Source organism: Staphylococcus simulans, assembly GCF_002902285.1.
Taxonomy (GTDB): Bacteria; Bacillota; Bacilli; order Staphylococcales; family Staphylococcaceae; genus Staphylococcus; species Staphylococcus simulans.
Window position 1 is genome coordinate 79043 of record NZ_PPRU01000015.1, and the last position, 17613, is coordinate 96655.

15 protein-coding genes and 1 pseudogene are annotated in these 17613 nt (G+C 35.7%); 11 read left to right on the forward strand and 5 right to left on the reverse strand.

Annotation, left to right across the window (positions count from 1 at the left end):
* The first annotated feature begins 11 nt into the window (after positions 1-11).
* On the forward strand, positions 12-1406 hold the full coding sequence (locus CD112_RS04085) for an MFS transporter (RefSeq protein WP_002479761.1): 1395 nt from the start codon (positions 12-14) through the stop codon (positions 1404-1406).
* A gap of 147 nt (positions 1407-1553) precedes the next feature.
* Here CD112_RS04085 and CD112_RS04090 read toward each other — a convergent pair whose 3' ends face one another.
* On the reverse strand, positions 1554-3074 hold the full coding sequence (locus tag CD112_RS04090) for a serine hydrolase domain-containing protein (RefSeq protein WP_103363908.1): 1521 nt from the start codon (positions 3072-3074) through the stop codon (positions 1554-1556).
* Positions 3075-3282: 208 nt separating this feature from the next.
* Between CD112_RS04090 and kimA the strand changes: the two are divergent.
* Positions 3283-5113: pseudogene (gene kimA / locus CD112_RS04095) on the forward strand (potassium transporter KimA).
* A gap of 82 nt (positions 5114-5195) precedes the next feature.
* Here kimA and CD112_RS04100 read toward each other — a convergent pair.
* The 3 genes from CD112_RS04100 to tcaB form a co-directional block, all read right to left on the reverse strand.
* The gene (locus CD112_RS04100; RefSeq protein ID WP_103363909.1) at positions 5196-6581 is read right to left on the reverse strand and encodes an amino acid permease; all 1386 of its coding nucleotides are present in this window, start codon (positions 6579-6581) and stop codon (positions 5196-5198) included.
* Positions 6582-6766: 185 nt separating this feature from the next.
* On the reverse strand, positions 6767-7393 hold the full coding sequence (locus tag CD112_RS04105) for a C39 family peptidase (RefSeq protein WP_002479756.1): 627 nt from the start codon (positions 7391-7393) through the stop codon (positions 6767-6769).
* A gap of 120 nt (positions 7394-7513) precedes the next feature.
* Entirely contained in the window at positions 7514-8710 is a 1197-nt protein-coding gene (tcaB, locus tag CD112_RS04110) for a putative multidrug effflux MFS transporter TcaB (RefSeq protein WP_002479754.1), read from the reverse strand.
* Positions 8711-8884: 174 nt separating this feature from the next.
* On the opposite strand from tcaB, the gene CD112_RS04115 reads away from it, so the two are divergent.
* The 3 genes from CD112_RS04115 (at position 8885) to CD112_RS04125 (ending at position 11290) form a co-directional block, all read left to right on the forward strand.
* On the forward strand, positions 8885-9265 hold the full coding sequence (locus tag CD112_RS04115; RefSeq protein WP_002479753.1) for a GtrA family protein: 381 nt from the start codon (positions 8885-8887) through the stop codon (positions 9263-9265).
* A gap of 205 nt (positions 9266-9470) precedes the next feature.
* Positions 9471-10367: a cation diffusion facilitator family transporter gene (locus tag CD112_RS04120; protein ID WP_103363910.1), complete on the forward strand. Its 897-nt coding sequence runs from the start codon at positions 9471-9473 to the stop codon at positions 10365-10367.
* A 236-nt stretch (positions 10368-10603) separates the two neighbouring features.
* Entirely contained in the window at positions 10604-11290 is a 687-nt protein-coding gene (locus tag CD112_RS04125) for a 2,3-diphosphoglycerate-dependent phosphoglycerate mutase (protein ID WP_002479750.1), read from the forward strand.
* A 317-nt stretch (positions 11291-11607) separates the two neighbouring features.
* On the opposite strand, the gene CD112_RS04130 is transcribed toward CD112_RS04125, so the two are convergent.
* The gene (locus CD112_RS04130; protein WP_002479749.1) at positions 11608-11715 is read right to left on the reverse strand and encodes a putative metal homeostasis protein; all 108 of its coding nucleotides are present in this window, start codon (positions 11713-11715) and stop codon (positions 11608-11610) included.
* Positions 11716-11932: 217 nt separating this feature from the next.
* Between CD112_RS04130 and CD112_RS04135 the strand changes: the two genes are divergently transcribed.
* From CD112_RS04135 to CD112_RS04160, 6 genes are all read left to right on the forward strand, one after another.
* The gene (locus tag CD112_RS04135) at positions 11933-12715 is read left to right on the forward strand and encodes an amino acid ABC transporter substrate-binding protein (RefSeq protein ID WP_002479748.1); all 783 of its coding nucleotides are present in this window, start codon (positions 11933-11935) and stop codon (positions 12713-12715) included.
* A complete protein-coding gene (locus CD112_RS04140) occupies positions 12699-13433 on the forward strand; it encodes an amino acid ABC transporter permease (RefSeq protein ID WP_023015074.1) in 735 nt (244 codons plus the stop codon). The genes CD112_RS04135 and CD112_RS04140 overlap by 17 nt, the downstream gene beginning before the upstream one ends.
* Positions 13430-14161 (forward strand): amino acid ABC transporter ATP-binding protein, encoded by a 732-nt coding sequence (locus CD112_RS04145; RefSeq protein WP_002479746.1) that lies wholly within the window; start codon positions 13430-13432, stop codon positions 14159-14161. The genes CD112_RS04140 and CD112_RS04145 overlap by 4 nt, the downstream gene beginning before the upstream one ends.
* A 194-nt stretch (positions 14162-14355) precedes the next feature.
* Positions 14356-14955, forward strand: coding sequence for a DsbA family protein (locus CD112_RS04150; protein ID WP_103363930.1), 600 nt, complete (start codon positions 14356-14358; stop codon positions 14953-14955).
* Between the two features lie 183 nt (positions 14956-15138).
* Entirely contained in the window at positions 15139-16257 is a 1119-nt protein-coding gene (locus CD112_RS04155; protein ID WP_103363911.1) for an NAD(P)/FAD-dependent oxidoreductase, read from the forward strand.
* A complete protein-coding gene (locus CD112_RS04160) occupies positions 16251-17582 on the forward strand; it encodes a nucleoside recognition domain-containing protein (RefSeq protein WP_103363912.1) in 1332 nt (443 codons plus the stop codon). Before CD112_RS04155 ends, CD112_RS04160 begins: the two co-directional genes overlap by 7 nt.
* The last annotated feature ends 31 nt before the right edge of the window (positions 17583-17613 follow it).

Consider the following 17613-nt stretch of genomic DNA (forward strand, 5'->3'; position numbering starts at 1 on the left):
AGGAATTAAATATGACAGCAACAAGACCGTTCAAAGGTGACAACAGATTGTTGTTAGGTATCATTCTTGGGGTCATCACATTCTGGCTGTTCGCACAGTCTGTATTGAATGTGGTACCGACACTTCAAGAATCCTTTAGTTCAAATGCAGGAACGATCAATATTGCGGTCAGCTTGACAGCGTTATTCTCTGGTTTGTTCGTTGTGGGGGCCGGAAGTATCGCAGATAAAATCGGGCGTGTCAAGATGACGTATATTGGATTAATCCTCAGTGTCGTGGGCTCACTGTTGATTATTGTTTCCAATTTATCAGCATTATTGATTATCGGTCGAATCATTCAAGGTTTTTCTGCAGCTTGTATTATGCCTGCTACTTTAGCCATTGTTAATGAATATTACCAAGGCAAAGATAGACAAAGAGCATTAAGTTATTGGTCAATCGGTTCATGGGGTGGTTCAGGTATTACGTCATACTTTGGCGGATTAATGGCCACATTCGTAGGTTGGCGTTGGATTTTTATCGTATCTATTATTGTCGCTATTTTAGCGATGATTCTAATACGTCATACACCTGAAACAAAAGCTTCAAGAGATAGTGATGTGCGTAGTCACAAATTTGACGTTGTAGGTTTAGTAGTTTTAGCGATTATGATGTTAAGTTTAAACGTGATTATTACACAAACATCTCACTTCGGATTCTTATCACCATTGATTTTAAGCTTAACTGTTGTGTTTATTGTTTCAGTTATTTTCTTCTTAATTTACGAGAAGAAATTACAGAACCCATTAATTGACTTTGGCTTATTTAAACACAAAGGTTACTCTGGGGCAGTGATTTCAAACTTCGCGTTGAACGCTGTAGCCGGAACTTTAATTGTCGCAAATACGTATTTCCAACAAGGACTCGGATTTACATCTAACCAATCAGGTATGATGAGTATCACATATCTTATCACAGTACTTGTGATGATTCGTGTCGGAGAAAAAATCATGCAGAAACTTGGGGCCAAACGTCCGATGTTATACGGATCGTTATTGAACGCAGCAGGGATGTTACTGATTGCTTTAACATTCTTGCCGACAGGTATTTATGTCGTATCTAGTGTCATCGGCTATCTGCTATTCGGTTTAGGGCTAGGTATGTATGCGACACCATCAACAGACACAGCTGTAACAAGTGCACCAGACAATAAAGTCGGCACTGCATCAGGTATTTATAAAATGGCATCATCATTGGGTAACGCATTTGGTATTGCGATTTCAGGTACGATTTATGCCGTTGTATCTGAGAGTGTCAACTTGCAAGTAGGCGCAATGGCAGGTATCGGTTTTAATATCTTATTAGGCCTTATTGCGTTTGTTACAGTATTGTTCTTAGTTCCAAAATCACAAGGCGAAACTTATTAATAAAAAATGTTCCACGCAAAAAAATAATAATGAGAAACGTATGACAGCAGAATAGAAATGAAAAGAAGGAGCAGTACTTGTTGTTTAGTTTATGAGGGAAACTAAACAATGAGAACTGCTCTTTTTTATGTTCAAGAGTATTGAATTTTATAATTTAGGTCGATTTGATTTAAGTAAGATACAACTGTTGAAATAAAGCACACTGAGTATCAATGTGAGTAGACTACTGATACCTATTAGTAATACAACAGGTGGGAAGACACTAAAGGCAATAGACCAGCTGGCATCTTTTAATAACCATGAAGGCATGACCCAAGCACTATAAAGCAAGCCGATGATGATAAGTACGGTTAGACTTGTTGATAATTTATTTAGCCAACTTGATTTGTTTAAGTGTCTATGTTGTTTAAGAAGATAGCTGTTTCTTATGCAAGCTGCACATAACACAGTGAACATTAAAATAACCCACCATAAAGTAATAGTTAATAACACAAGATTATCCGCTGCTGTTTGATGCAGTGCTGTGAAGTTTTGATAATGTTCAATTTGGTAGAGTAATGTTTGTGCTAAATCAGGTAAACCAGGCGCGTTCAAATTTGCTAAAAGGATGACCGCATTTTGATACTTGGTATCTAAAATAATCATTGATGAATAATTAGGTAATGTACCAGGATGTAAGACTTGATTTGAGTACTGATCAATAAACCAGCCAGCGCCATAGCCATTCATATGTGATTTGTCAGGCACATCTGTCAACAGTGTGTGTGATTGTTTAATGAGTGCTTGATTTGAAGCGGATGGTTGTAAGTTCATTTTCACAAAAGGAATCAAATCAGTTGTACTGCTGATTAAGTAAGCGGCAGGTGTATCACCACGGAAATAATCAGGGTCATTTGCTTTAACATCTCTTCCTTCTAATACATAACCTTGTGCTTTTTCGGCTTGCTGCTTATCTGTTTTAAAGAAAGCATGATCCATGTGAAGCGGTTTAAGAAAATGCTTATGCATATAATCTTCATATGAAGTGTCTGTCACTTCTTGTATAACTAAGCCTAAGATATTGTAATTCATATTAGCATAGTTAAAAACATCGCCAGGTTTACTTCTTAAAACCTCATGATTCAGACTTTCTACACGTCCCTTTAAGTTATCTTTCTTTGTTGGCACTTCACCTTCTTGATCTGGTGACATTTGATCATCAATACCGCTGGTTTGAGCGAGTAACATCTTTAAAGTGATATCTTGTTCATGTCCTTGATAGGTTAAATGAAGCCAAGGTAAATAATTTGAGACAGGTGCCTCTAATTTAACTTTGCCTTGCTTAGCAAGTTCTAAAATAGCTAAGCCTGTGAAAGCTTTTGTATTAGATGCGATTTCATAACGTGTCTGCGCATCAGCTAACGTATGTTGTTTGAGATCGGCATACCCATAGCCTTTATTTAAAGCGACTTCGTTACGTTTAATGAGCGCAACACTTAATCCAGGTATGTGATCTTCCTTCATGGTTTTTTCAATACGATGATCGACCAATTGATTTAATGTCTGGTGTTTAAAATGATTTACTGAATACTTTGTATAAGAAAATACCAAGCTATAACTTATACTTAAAAATAAAACAGAGGTAATAACTAAAATTAATATGTAAGAGTAAATGGATTTTGTTTTCACAATACGTGTGCTCCTGTAAGTTTAGTTTTTATTATTATAGCACGGGGGTTGATTCATGTGAGAGATGAGAAATATTTGTGAACAGTTTATAAAAATGTAGGTAAAATGTGAAAGTTCTATGTAATTTAAATAAATTGACTGTACTTTTCTAAAGAATAGGAGTATGTTTTTGCCATTCAAAACATGAAGAGTCTAGAGGTCCTTAGATATGAATATAAAACAAATAAAACACATATTGATCGGAACACCTAAACGTAACAGGGAGTTATCGAGTGAAAAAATAAGTAAAGTCAAAGCTTTAGCTATCTTATCTTCAGATGCGTTATCATCTGTTGCCTATGGTCCAGAACAGATTTTATTAACATTGACTGCACTTAGTGTTTTGGCGACATGGTATACCTTACCGATAACCGCAGGTATTTTAGTCTTATTAGTTGCTTTAGTTTTGTCTTATAGACAAGTGATATATGCATACCCTCATGGGAGGCGGCGCATATACTGTCACGAAATATAATTTAGGAGAAAAGTTATCATTGTTGGCTGGCGGTGCACTGTTAGTAGATTATACATTAACGGTCGCAGTTAGTATTTCTTCAGGAGCAGATGCTTTTATCGCTGCGTTTCCTGCTTTATATCATCATAAAGTATTGATAGCTTGTCTGCTTGTCATCATTATTTTGATTTTGAATTTAAGAGGGGTGACAGACTCTGCGACAGTATTGTCATTTCCAGTTTACTTATTCATTTTCGGAATGTTGATATTGATTGGGTATGGTGCATTTAAAGTAGTGACCGGTCAAACGACACCAGAAGTTCACGCGTCTATTGGTACAGCAGTACCTGGAGTAACGTTATTTTTATTACTACGTGCTTTTTCTTCAGGGGCATCGTCATTAACTGGTATTGAAGCAATATCGAATGCGGTGATGGATTTTAAAGATCCGGCACCTAAAAACGCCGTCAAAACGTTGATTGCGATGGGAACTATCCTCGCGTTGATGTTAGTAGGTATTGTTGGTTTATCGTATTGGTATGGCATTGTACCGAAACTTCAAACTACAGTACTTTCACAACTTGCGGCACATGTATTCGGACAAAATGTTGCCTTTTACTTTATTCAAGCATCAACAGTATGTATTTTGATTTTAGCTGCGAATACAGGGTTCACCGCATTTCCATTGCTTGCGGCGAATATGGCACAAGATAAATACATGCCACATATGTTTACAGTCAGAGGTGATCGTTTAGGTTACTCAAACTCTATGATTATCTTAGGCGGTGTTGCGATTGTATTGATTATGTTATTTAAAGGACGTACCGACAGTTTAATTCCTTTATATGCGACAGGTGTCTTCATTCCATTTACACTTGCGCAATACGGTATGGTCGTAAAGTGGGTTAAAGAACGTCCGAAAGGTTGGTTCTTTAAATTAATCGCTAATGCAATCGGCGGTACTATCACACTCGTAGTCTTTATGATTTTTCTGATTACAAAGTTCTCACAAGTATGGCCGATATTAATTTTCTTGCCTTTAGTTGTAATGGGATTATTACGTATTCGTACGCATTATCACAATATTGCTGAAGAGTTGCGAACAGACAATTTCTTTAAAGCGATGCGTCATGTTGATAAAAATTTAGCCTTGATACCAGTCAGTTCGGTATCTTCTATCGTAGATAAATCTATTGCCTACGCCAAAATGACATCTGATCACATTATTGCGGTTCATGTATCGTTTGATGAACATCAAGATCAAAAGATGCTAGAGAAATGGCAAGCACGTTATCCTAATATTCGCTTAGTCATGTTACATTCGCAATATCGCAGTGTAGTTAAACCCTTAGCACGCTTTATTGATAAAATTCGAAGCAAAGCTGAAAATGATCGCTTTGTGATTACCGTTATTGTCCCTCAGTTTATTACGAATAAAACATGGCAGAACTTACTGCATAACCAAACAGGTATTTTATTAAGATGGACATTGTTTTATCAAAAAAATTGTATCTTAGCCATGATTCCTTTGAAATTGAAAAAATAATTTATCAAGCGCATGGTATATAAAGAGGGAAGCGACTATAAAACGAAAGCCAAGAACACTGACGTTCTTGGCTTTTTGAGCTTTATTCTTTTGTTTCACGCATTTTTGCGACATTCGCATGTGCGTTGTGTTTATATTTCTGATAGAAAATAATGACGATAATAAACCAAATCGGTGATACAAATAGTGCATTTCTTGTTTCTTCTGTAAAGAATAATAGTGCATAGGCAAACAAGAAGAAGAGTAACACAACGATACCGGCATATGGACCACCTGGTAATTTAAAGTCATTCGTTTTATGTTCCTGCTTGTTTTTAAAGGCATAAATAATGTATGAAATGATGATCAATGTCCAAACAAATAAGTAAAGTACGGTTGATAGTGTTGTGACATAGATAAATAATTGTACTGCATTAGGGAAGACATAGTTCAATAATGCTGCGAACAGTAATAAAATTGATGAAATCAACATTGAAATATGCGGTACGCCACGGTGATTGACTTTACCTAATGCTTTAGGACCTAAGCCTTGTTCAGCTAAACCGAATAAGATACGGCTGTTTGAATAAATACCACTGTTAGTAGCTGACGCTGCAGCTGTAATAACTACAAAGTTCACAAGACTTGCGGCGAATGGAATACCAATCAAGCCGAATACTTTAACAAATGGACTTGAGTTTTCACTTAAAGTATTCCAAGGAACTACAGATGTGATAATGATTAATGAACCGACATAGAATAATAAGATACGAATCGGTACATTATTAATGGCTTTCGGAATTGTATTAGCACGATCTTTCGTTTCACCGGCAGTTACACCGATCAATTCTATACCAATAAATGAATAGATTGCCATTTGGAAAGCCATTAAGAAGCCGAAAGCACCATTAGGGAATAATCCGCCATGACTGACTAAGTTTGAAAAGCTTGCTGTACCATGTTCAGTTTTTACTGACATGAAAATTAATACTAGTCCTACTACAATCAATGCGATGATAGTTATAATCTTAATTAAAGCAAACCAGAATTCTAGTTCACCAAACAACTTTGCGCCTAACAAGTTGAATGAAATTAAGATTAATACCACGAACAGCACTGAAATCCAGTTAGGAACATCAGGCAGCCAATATGAAATATATTGACCGATAGCTGTTAAGTCAGACATGCTTGATGCAATCCAACAAAACCAGTAGGTCCATCCAATCACAAAACCACCGAATGGTCCTAGATATTCATTAGCAATATCTACAAATGAATTAAAACGTGTGTTGCTTAAAAGTAACTCGCCCAGTCCGCGCATAAACGCAAATAAAAACATCCCAATGATGATATAAGCGATGAAAATACTCGGACCTGTTAATTTAATCGTTTGGCCAGATCCTAAAAAGAGACCTGTACCAATTGCCCCACCAATCGCGATTAACTGTATATGCCTATTGCTGAGGTCTTTTTGTAATTTCTGTCCCAAAATTTTTGCACCCTTTCGGATTTGTATATGACAAAGGGGTTGACGTTAAATGATGTTAATAATGATATAAAAAATTTCAGGACATTGCAATTGTTAATGTATAAATATAAAAAACTTTTATGAAGTACATAATTTAAAACTATCAAAAATTTTGTTATTTTTTAGCTGGTTTGGGTAAGCATTTTCTATAAATTTTCTGTGGCTTCTGTCGCATGATACAAACATAAACGACCGGCTGAGTCATAGCTTTGACGCATTTTATCTTTCGGGATTTGAATCACTTGATAACGTGAAGGGATCAAAGCCGGAACATAGAGTTTACGACCAAATTGTGCCCATAATGGATCAATATAAAAATAGTTGTTTTGGTCATATCCGATTAATAAGGTGATATGAATGTTTGAGACCCATTCTTTACGTGTGTCATCGACTCTGAACGTTCTACGCTGCGGTTTTTGGCCCAGTACTGTGTGATAAATCAACACAGGTTGACCTGCATCGATAATACGTTCAAGTTCAGCTAATGATTTACCAGTACCATCTTTAATACGTGTGTCGTATTGTTTCAAGTAGGGAACAAATGCATTTGGGAAAATCGTTTGATGTGCACCCGGTTTAATCATTAAGAAATGACCGACGTAGCCTTTATTCGGATTGCTTGGATGTGTCGGCCAACGCTTCATTAAAGAAATAGGGTGGACAAATATATGATTATAATCCAGCAGCATAGATGCGGCAGTGCCTTCACAGCCCATGACCATAGGAATTGGAGAGAGCTGACTTTTTGGTTTAACATTTAGTATTTTCTTCATTTTTGATAACTCCCCATCGTTCATCATTACTCTTATTATAAAAGTTGTACATGACTGAGTATATTACTTTGTCTCAGAAAATATAAAAAAGAGCGAGACTGTGTCTCACTCTCATTCATGTTATTTAACTTGAATTAATTTGTGTAACCAAACGTTTAAGACGATGACTAACACACTAGTGATTAAGATAATCACAATAAATGGACCGACGCTTGTACCACCTTGAATACCAACTAATGGTGCGATAATACCGCCGATGATAAATTGGAATAAACCAAGTAAACTTGAAGCATTACCGCTTCCCCCAGAACGTTCTTCAATCGCTAAAGAGAAACCAAGCGGTCCAATACCTGTTACCGGCCATACCATAATAAAGAAAGAAGCTAATAATAACGGTAATGGTAAATGGAAACCAGTTGTGATGACCACAAGGATCACACCAAATACTTGAATACCTGTTAAGATATGAAGCAATTTCTCTCTTTCAATATACTTCACCGCAAATGCGGTAATTTGACTCATCGCAATTAATCCAATACCAATTACCGCATACATCCAACCGAATGCTTGAGGTGACATATGGTAAATTTTTTGTGTGATGAAAGGTGAAGCGGCTGCGAAACTGAAAAGCATCACGTAAGTAAAGCCTTGCATCAACATTGGAATGACGAAACGTGCTTTGCTTAATAAGTGACCGAAGTCTTTAAAAATTGCGCCGAAATTTAAGCGTACATTTGCCGTATCACGTGTTTCTTCCATCTTAATAAATGCGATTGAGAAAATCACTAATGAAATCAGTGTTAATGCCGCAAAAATCATTTTCCATGATGTAAATGCTAAGGTATAACCGCCGATTAATGGTGCAATAATCGTAATAATACCATTAACCACAAGCAAAGTTGCGATCATTTGCGTTAAGCTTGCACCTTCATATTGGTCACTGACAGTTGCTCTTGCGATTACAATTGCGCCGCCTCCAAGTAACCCTTGAATAAAACGTAAGACTAAGAAGACATTAATAGATGACACAAAGACACAAGCTAAAGAGACAACCGCAATACCGATTAAAATCGATAACACTGTTTTCTTACGTCCATAAACATCAGAGAGTGGACCGAAAACAAATTGTCCTAGTGCCATACCGATCATGACAAAGGATAAAGTAAGTTGTGATGTTGAAGTAGAAACACCGAAATCATCCCGCACTTGAGGAAGGGCAGGGTTATACATGTCTACCAACATCGGACCGAAAGCGGTCATAGCTCCTAAAACTATAATCATAATAATAGGGAGCCGTGATTGTTCAGTTTTGACCATTTGAGATAACTCCTATTCTGTTAATCAATTATTATGGTTAATTGTAACGTAAATCAGCGGCTTGTGTGTATATTTTTTTCAGTGCGACAGAAAATAAGTGAAATTCAGAATTTAGAAGTGCTATAATAACGTTGAATTATCGATTTTTAGAAGAAAAGTGATGGTGCACGATAGATGAAGTTAACACAAACACATTTTGAAATTATCAAATTTATTATAGTAGGCGGTATTAATACCTTCAATTATTACATTGTATATTTATTATTGTTGAAAGTGATAGGTATCAATTATCTTGTCAGCCATATTACAGGTTTTGTAGTCAGTTTCATTATTTCGTACTATTTGAATTGTTATTTTGTATATAAAGTCAAACCGACATGGCGCAAATTTATTCAATTCCCTTTAACGCAAGTTGTAAATATGGGCATGCAGACGGTGTTGCTCTATGTCTTTGTACAATGGTTTCACATTTCATCAGTGATTGCACCTTTTGCAGGATTAATCATTACCATTCCTGTAACATTTGTATTATCTAAATACATATTAAGAGACTAATACGAAGCAAGATAAGATTCATTTTAATAAAGGGCTTATCTTGTTTTTTTAGTCTCAACTCAAGGTTTCGTTTTAATTAATATTTAGGTTAGGCTAACTAAAAAATTAGCACAAGAAATTAAAAAATAATTAAAAATAAAAAAATTGAAAGTGGTTATGAAATACCGCATACTAAACATGAATTAAAGAAAAGGTGGGACATTCCATGTCGCAAACACTTAATTTACAACGCGCACAAAAAGGTGCGTATTTAAGTTTAGTAACCTATATTGTACTATCTATTGTTAAATATGTTGTAGGTACGTTGTATCATTCTGCGGCAGTCAGAGCCGATGCATTAAACAATATGACTGATATTTTAGTTTCAATTGCGGTTATTGTCGGTTTGAAAATTTCAATCAAACCTGCTGATCGTAATCATCCTTATGGTCATTTAAAATCAGAAAACATTGCTTCATTACTTGTTTCGTTCATTATTATGTTCGTCGGGGTTCAAGTTATGATGCAAAACTTCCCGCGTTTGTTTTTAAATGATTATCATACACCGACACCGATTACGATTATTGTCAGTATTGTCAGTGGGTTTGTCATGCTTGGTGTGTCTTACTATAATTTCCGTTTAGCAAAACAAACCAAAAGCCGTTCACTCCATTCTTCGGCAGTAGACAACATGTCTGACAGTATTGTCAGTTTAGGAACTGGTATCGGCTTGATATTTACACAATTCGGTTTACCGATTGTCGATATTATTCTCGCAACGATTTTAGGTGCGTTAATCGTTTATACAGGCTTTTCTATTTTCAGAGAAGCAATCTTCACATTAAGTGATGGATTTAATGAACGTGACTTAGAAAATTATCTTCAAGATGTGTTAGAAGTGTCAGATGTCATTGCGGTCAACAGTATTAAAGGACGTTATCACGGCAGCAGTGTATTCGTGGATGTGACCATTGCGGTAGAACCAGACTTAACATTACAAGAAGCGCATGCTATTTGTGACCGAGTTGAAACACATATGCATAGTAAAGGTGTATCTTCGGTTTACGTACATCCAGAACCATATCATCCTGAAGAAGAATCTCATGAAGTGCATCATTCATAAATAGGGTAAACAGTACTTAAGCCATTGCTTAGGTGCTGTTTTTATTTGAAGAGATTTAACATCAAGCGACATATGTTCATCATTTTGTTTTTATAGAGTAAAAATGTGACAAATTTTCTATCTTTTCATTTTAAGCTAAAAATTATGAGATGTTGTATAAAAAAGTGGTAAAATATGAGATGAAAAGTGATGTATATCAAATTGAGCGCTTTTCTTAGAAGAAAGGAAGGGTATATATGCCTCAATTAATATTATGCCGACATGGTCAAAGTATTTGGAACGCAGAAAATTTATTTACTGGATGGACAGATGTTGATTTATCTGACCAAGGTAAAGAAGAAGCAACGACTTCAGGTGATCGCTTAAAAGCAGAAGGAATCAAAATTGATGTTGCCTTCACATCCGTATTAAAAAGAGCTATCAAAACAACTTACTATTTACTTGAACGCTCTGATCAATTATTTATTCCAGTTCATAAAACTTGGAGATTAAATGAAAGACACTACGGTGGATTACAAGGTTTAAACAAAGATGCTGCACGTCAAGAATTCGGTGAAGAACAAGTGCATATTTGGCGTCGTTCTTATGACATCGCACCTCCAGAAGCTACAGCAGAACAACGTGAAGCAGATTTAGCTGATCGTAAATACAGTGATTTAGATGCACGTGTTGTACCGACTTCAGAAAGTTTAAAAGATACATTAACACGCGTTATTCCTTATTGGGATGATCAAATTGCACCTGAACTTTTAACTGGTAAAACAGTATTAGTTTCAGCACACGGTAACTCATTACGTGCGTTAATCAAACATATTGAAGGGGTATCTGATGAAGATATCGTAGGTTATGAAATTAAAACAGGTTCACCTTTAATCTATGAATTAGATGACAACTTGAACTTTGTTTCTAAAAGATATTTATAAAGCAATAGATGAATCATGAAAGAGCAGCGGTTATTTTACCGCTGTTTTTTTCATATATGTAAAAAAGCCTGAGCAACCTTGGAAGTAGGGTGCTCAGGCTATAATTTTGCAAATGACCAATCGCGTTTAATAGACTACAACTATTAATTGTCTAGGAATAAAAAGTTAAGGGAATGTTTTTTGAAATACTGTTTATATCCAGCTGCAGAGGTGTGCTTAATGGGTAGAGCACAAATAAGTGTTTGTGAAAAACGTCTTGGACATAAAATCTGTGAAAATTAATGTTAAAGGATCATTTGCAAAGTATATGGAAAACGTTATTTATTATTACGTTTATGTGCCTTGATAATCTTTAACGCACGTTTACGCGTTTTGATATTCGGGCTACTTAAATTACGTCTTGCTGTTGCTAAATCTTGTTTCATTTTCTTTCGCCTCCTAATCGTATTTCCTATTATGCATGAAAAATACATGTTTGTAAATAGGAATGATTACGATTTATAAAATTAATTGAGAAACGTTCTCAATATCGTCACATTTTAAATCGGTTAAGTCTGAGTAATTTGTATTGACGGAAGTTATGACTTGACTTAAAATATTAAGTATTCCGATTAGATTGATAAGGATAAAAGGAGAAATGTTATGAAGAAAATTTTGTTAGCAGTATTCACACTAGTTATTGCGGTGGCACTTGCAGCATGCGGCAATGGTTCAAATGATAAAAAGTCATCAGATAAAGATGATAAAACATTTGTAGTTGGGACAGAAGGTACATATGCACCTTTTACTTTCCATGATAAAGAAGGTAAGCTGACTGGCTATGATATTGATGTTACAAAAGCAGTAGCGAAAGAAATGGGTTATAAAGTTAAATTTAAAGAAACACAATGGGACTCAATGTTTGCTGGACTAGATTCAGGTCGTTTTGATGTGATCGCAAACCAAGTCGGTATTAATAAAGAAAGAGAACAAAAATATAAATTCTCGAAACCATACACATTCTCTAAAGGTGTTTTGGTTGTGAACAAAGATAATACAGACATCAAAAGTTTTGATGATGTCAAAGGTAAGAAAATGGCACAAACATTCACATCTAACTTCGGTGAGTTAGCGAAGAAAAAAGGTGCTGAATTAGTAAAAGTAGATGGTTTTAACCAATCTGTAGATTTGATTCAGTCTCATCGTGCAGACGGTACATTTAACGATAATTTATCTTACTTAGACTATATTAAGCAAAAACCTAATGCGAAAATTAAAGTGATTGAAGGCAATGCAGAAAAAAGTAAAACAGCATTCACGTTCTCTAAGAAAACAGATGACAAAACAATTAAAGAAGTTAACAAAGCTTTAGATAAATTAGAGAAAAATGGTGAGTTAGCTAAAATAGGTAAGAAATGGTTTGGTCAAGATGTTTCTAAACCTTAATGCGATTGTGCTAAATGACCAGCAGCAACACGCATGGGACGCAGCACAACAAGCATTCTTGCCGATGCTTGGCGGTTTATTAAAATATTCTATTCCCATTACGCTGGTAACGTTTGTATTAGGTTTACTTATCGCATTATTTACAGCTTTAATGCGTATTTCTACAAGTAAGATATTGCGTAGTATTGCACGTGTTTATGTTTCAATTATTCGAGGCACACCGATGATTGTACAACTCTTTATCATATTCTATGGTTTGCCGGAACTTGGCAGATTGATTACGAATAATCCAGATACCCAGTGGACACTGCCTTCAGTTGTGGCTGCGATTATAGGATTATCTTTAAACGTAGGTGCTTATGCATCTGAGATAATTCGTGGTGGTATTATGTCTATTCCGAAAGGTCAGACAGAAGCGGCATATTCAATTGGTATGAATTACAGTCAAACAATCAGACGTATTATTTTGCCTCAAGCAATCAGAGTGTCGGTACCGTCATTAGGTAATACTTTCTTAAATTTATTGAAAGATACATCATTAGTTGGGTTTATCTTAGTAGCTGAAATGTTCAGAAAAGCACAAGAAGTTGCATCAACAACTTATGAATATTTAACAATTTATATTCTGGTTGCTTTAATGTACTGGGTAGTATGTTTTATTATCTCAGTGATTCAGTCATACTATGAAGCTTACTTAGAAAGAGGGTATCGCGCATGATTGAATTAAAAGGAATCAAAAAGGCATTTGGAGATAAAACAGTGATTAAAGGTGTCGACTTAGAAGTCGCTGAAGGTGAAGTTGTAACATTAATCGGACGTTCTGGTTCAGGAAAGACAACTTTATTACGTATGATGAATGCGCTCGAATTACCGACAGAAGGTCAAGTCTTTGTAAATGGTGAAACTTATACGAATGAGGATAAGAAATCACAAATTCGTGTACGTAAACAATCTGGCATGGTATTCCAAAACTATAATTTATTCCCCCATAAAACAGCAGTTGAAAATGTCATGGAAGGCTTGATTGTCGTAAAGAAAATGGCTAAAAGTGAAGCGAAAGCCCGTGCTGAACACTTACTAGAAAAAGTGGGTTTGACGCATGTGAAAGATCAGTATCCTATTGCTTTATCTGGTGGTCAACAACAACGTGTGGCGATTGCGAGAGCATTAGCGATGAACCCTAAAGTGATGTTGTTTGATGAACCGACTTCAGCACTGGATCCAGAGTTAGTGGTTGAAGTCTTACGTGTTATCAAAGAACTTGCTCAAGAAGGTATGACGATGGTTATCGTCACGCATGAAATGAGATTTGCGAAGGAAGTCTCAGATAAAACTGTCTTTATCAATGAAGGTCAGATTGGTGAACAAGGTCCTCCATCTGAGTTGTTTGAACATCCTAAAACAGAAGCATTACAACGCTTCTTAAATGTAATTCAAGAACAATAATAATAGGAAGTCTTCGGTTAATTCATAATCGAAGGCTTTTTATTTTTATTTAAGTCGTTTCAAACTAGAAAGGTGATGCTTTCAGGTGTATGATGAGGTTTGTGAGTATAAAAATAGAGTGAGTAGAAAAAATATAAGACAAGAAGTCGATTCGCATCAAAGAAGTAAAACTCATGAATCGAGGCGTAAATGAAATGAAAAAATGGTTATTATTTATTAGTACTGTTATTTTGGCAGTCATTGTTCAAGGCTGTTCTCAAAAAGATCCTGATTTAGCAGGTAAAGGCAATAAAATTAAAATTGTAGAATTCGCGGACTATAAATGTCCTTACTGCAAGAAAGTAGAAGACCATATCATGCCGACACTGAAGAAAGATTATATCGATAAAGGTAAAGCTGATTATCAAATGGTTAATGTGGCTTTCTTAGGTAAGGATTCAATTATCGGTTCACGTGCCGGACATGCGGTTAAAATTTATGCGCCGAAACAATATTTAAATTTCCAACAAAAAATCTATACAGAACAACCTGAAACAAAAGATCATAAAAAACCATGGATTAATGAAAAATTACTAGATGGTCTGATTGATGAACTCAATATCTCAAAACAAACAAAAGCAGAGATTAAAAAAGATTATAAAACCAAAGACAGCAAGTCATATAAAGCAGCTGAAAAAGATAAAGCTTTAGCGAAAGAGAAAAAGATAGACACAGTACCAGTAGTTTATATTGATGGACAGATTGTAAAAGACCCGTATCAATTTAAAGACTATAAAAAATTACTAGAAGAATAAGTTCAAAAGACAGTTTGTGTGGTGAGGCGTCACGATGCAAACTGTCTTTTTATATTTAATCTGATTTCCTATTCTTGTCTTTAGTATGTGTAAGTGATAAAATACTTTGATATAAAACGTAACGATTACGATTTAAGTTTATATAGAGATTGATAGAGAGATAAGGAAAGGAAGTAATAAATAATGCAACATTACCGTGTAGCAATTATAGGTGCAGGTGCAGCAGGTGTCGGCATGGCAATTGCGTTCCAACAAATAGGTTTAGATGATAATGATATGATTGTGATTGATAAAGGTAAGGTCGGACAATCTTTCTTAAATTGGCCGAAGTCTACAAGAACAATTACCCCTTCATTCACAACAAATGGTTTTGGTATGCCGGACATTAATGCCGTGTCTACTGAAACTTCTCCAGCTTATACATTTAATGAAGAACACGTTTCAGGTGAAACGTACGCAGATTACTTACAAACAGTAGCCCAACACTATGAACTTCCGATACAAGAAGATACTGCCGTTGAAAAAGTTGAGTTTGTCGACGGACATTATGAAATTGAAACAAATCAAGGTTTAATTACAAGTGAATATATCTTTGTAGCGACAGGAGATTTCTCATTTGCGCGTAAACCATTTAAGTATGGTCAGCATTATAGTGAAGTAGAAGACTTTACGAAAATGCCGGGTGATGAATATATCATTATCGGCGGTAATGAAAGTGCCTTTGATGCGGCGATTTGTATGGCTGAACAAGGAAAGCAAGTTTCTATCTATACGAATTCAACAGGTTTAGAAGATGAACATGCTGATCCAAGTATTCGTTTATCACCATATACGCATCAACGCTTACGTAAAGCAGTCCAACAAGGCGCTATGATTGAATTGAATGTGGGTTACACTGCATCTAAAATTTCATTTTCTGATGTAGACCGTAAATATGTGATCCAGTTTAATAATGGTAAGCAAGCAACATCAAAAAATGAACCGATTTTAGCAACTGGTTTTGATGCGACAACGAATCCATTAGTCCAACAACTATTCAGTACACAAGATGGTGACATTGAGTTAACAGATAATGATGAATCAACACGCTATCCAAATGTCTTCTTAATCGGCCCAACTGTACGTCATGCGGATGCGATTTTATGTTATATCTATAAATTCCGTGCACGTTTTGCGGTACTTGCGACAACAGTGTTAGAAAGAGAAGCATTAGAAATTAATGAGGAAGCGGTTGAAGTTTATAAAAACAATAATATGTATTTAGATGACTACAGCTGCTGTGAAGTGGACTGCTCATGCTAGAAGTTAAATTCAACTTAGCAAACGGGCAAACCACTGATATACCAGATGGCACACATCAGTTGAAGTTGATCGGCTTCAAACATTTAACAACTGCGCAGCAATTTTTGCTGCGCCAGTTTATTACGAAGGAACATATTCACGCTTCACCATATCAAGCGGTCGTTTCAGACAATACACAAACACAATACGATATACAGAAATTAAAAGCGTATGTAGAAGCTAGTCGTCAACATCATCCAAAGTTCTATGATACTTTACTAGGTTGGTTAATTATCTTCCTTATGTTTGCTTTACCGATTTATTTGGCGTATCACTTTTCGGATTGGCTTCAAAATCAATATGTTTCCCATTGGATAGAAATGATGACCACGCATGCGCACACATCATTTCAATGGTTGAACCAAGTATTGTACGGTGATTACGGTGTATTGTCATTAGGTATTTATTCCTTAGTATGGGCATTGCCTGTGGTCGTAATGATTGGAATTTCCACTGCGGTGATTGATCAAACACAATTAAAACAGTTTGTGGTGTGGTCGATTGAACCCACGATGCGTAAAGTAGGGTTGGATGGTCAAGATATAATTCCGGTTTTAGAAGGTTTTGGTTGTAATGCGGCAGCTATTACACAAGCAAATAGTCAATGTAGCGCTTGTACTAAAACAAGCTGTATGAGTATTATCAGTTTTGGTTCATCGTGCAGTTATCAAATTGGTGCGACACTATCTATCTTCAGCGCTGCCCAACATTCATGGTTGTTTGCACCTTATTTATTGCTCGTTTTTGCAGGGGGTATTCTGCATAATAAATTATGGTATCGTAAACAAAATAGTTTTCATGTAACACCACCGGTGTATCGCAATCAATTGAAGTGGCCGAGTCTAAAACCCTTGCTGAAACAAATTTGGGGTACGATTGAGATGTTCCTGATGCAGGCATTACCGATCTTTATTGGTATCTGTATTGTTGTGAGCTTATTAGCTTTGACACCAATTTTAACGGTGATTTCTACAATCTTCACGCCATTACTTTACTTACTTCATATTCCAGATAGTATGGCACCAGGGATCTTATTCTCAATGATACGAAAAGACGGTATGTTGTTATTTAATTTCGGTAATGGTGCAGTTTTACAATCATTATCACCAGCCAGTTTATTGGTTTTAGTTTTCTTCAGTTCTACATTTTCATCATGTATGGTGACTGTTTCAATGATGGCGAAACATTTAGGTTTAAAACAAGGCGGAGCGATTATTGGTAAACAAATGATCACATCAATCGTTTTAACATTAGCCATTGCTTTATTAGCAGGTGTTTTAATTTAATTTCTATCTTTAAATGGAAAGAGGCAATTAC

What these genes read in the sequence shown, in the direction of transcription:
- CD112_RS04085 (WP_002479761.1), top strand. Translation starts at nt 12, where the DNA reads ATGACAGCAACAAGACCGTTCAAAGGTGACAACAGATTGTTGTTAGGT.
- CD112_RS04105 (WP_002479756.1), bottom strand. Translation starts at nt 7,393, where the DNA reads ATGAAGAAAATACTAAATGTTAAACCAAAAAGTCAGCTCTCTCCAATT.
- tcaB (WP_002479754.1), bottom strand. Translation starts at nt 8,710, where the DNA reads ATGGTCAAAACTGAACAATCACGGCTCCCTATTATTATGATTATAGTT.
- CD112_RS04115 (WP_002479753.1), top strand. Translation starts at nt 8,885, where the DNA reads ATGAAGTTAACACAAACACATTTTGAAATTATCAAATTTATTATAGTA.
- CD112_RS04120 (WP_103363910.1), top strand. Translation starts at nt 9,471, where the DNA reads ATGTCGCAAACACTTAATTTACAACGCGCACAAAAAGGTGCGTATTTA.
- CD112_RS04125 (WP_002479750.1), top strand. Translation starts at nt 10,604, where the DNA reads ATGCCTCAATTAATATTATGCCGACATGGTCAAAGTATTTGGAACGCA.
- CD112_RS04130 (WP_002479749.1), bottom strand. Translation starts at nt 11,715, where the DNA reads ATGAAACAAGATTTAGCAACAGCAAGACGTAATTTAAGTAGCCCGAAT.
- CD112_RS04135 (WP_002479748.1), top strand. Translation starts at nt 11,933, where the DNA reads ATGAAGAAAATTTTGTTAGCAGTATTCACACTAGTTATTGCGGTGGCA.
- CD112_RS04140 (WP_023015074.1), top strand. Translation starts at nt 12,699, where the DNA reads ATGTTTCTAAACCTTAATGCGATTGTGCTAAATGACCAGCAGCAACAC.
- CD112_RS04145 (WP_002479746.1), top strand. Translation starts at nt 13,430, where the DNA reads ATGATTGAATTAAAAGGAATCAAAAAGGCATTTGGAGATAAAACAGTG.
- CD112_RS04150 (WP_103363930.1), top strand. Translation starts at nt 14,356, where the DNA reads ATGAAAAAATGGTTATTATTTATTAGTACTGTTATTTTGGCAGTCATT.
- CD112_RS04155 (WP_103363911.1), top strand. Translation starts at nt 15,139, where the DNA reads ATGCAACATTACCGTGTAGCAATTATAGGTGCAGGTGCAGCAGGTGTC.
- CD112_RS04160 (WP_103363912.1), top strand. Translation starts at nt 16,251, where the DNA reads ATGCTAGAAGTTAAATTCAACTTAGCAAACGGGCAAACCACTGATATA.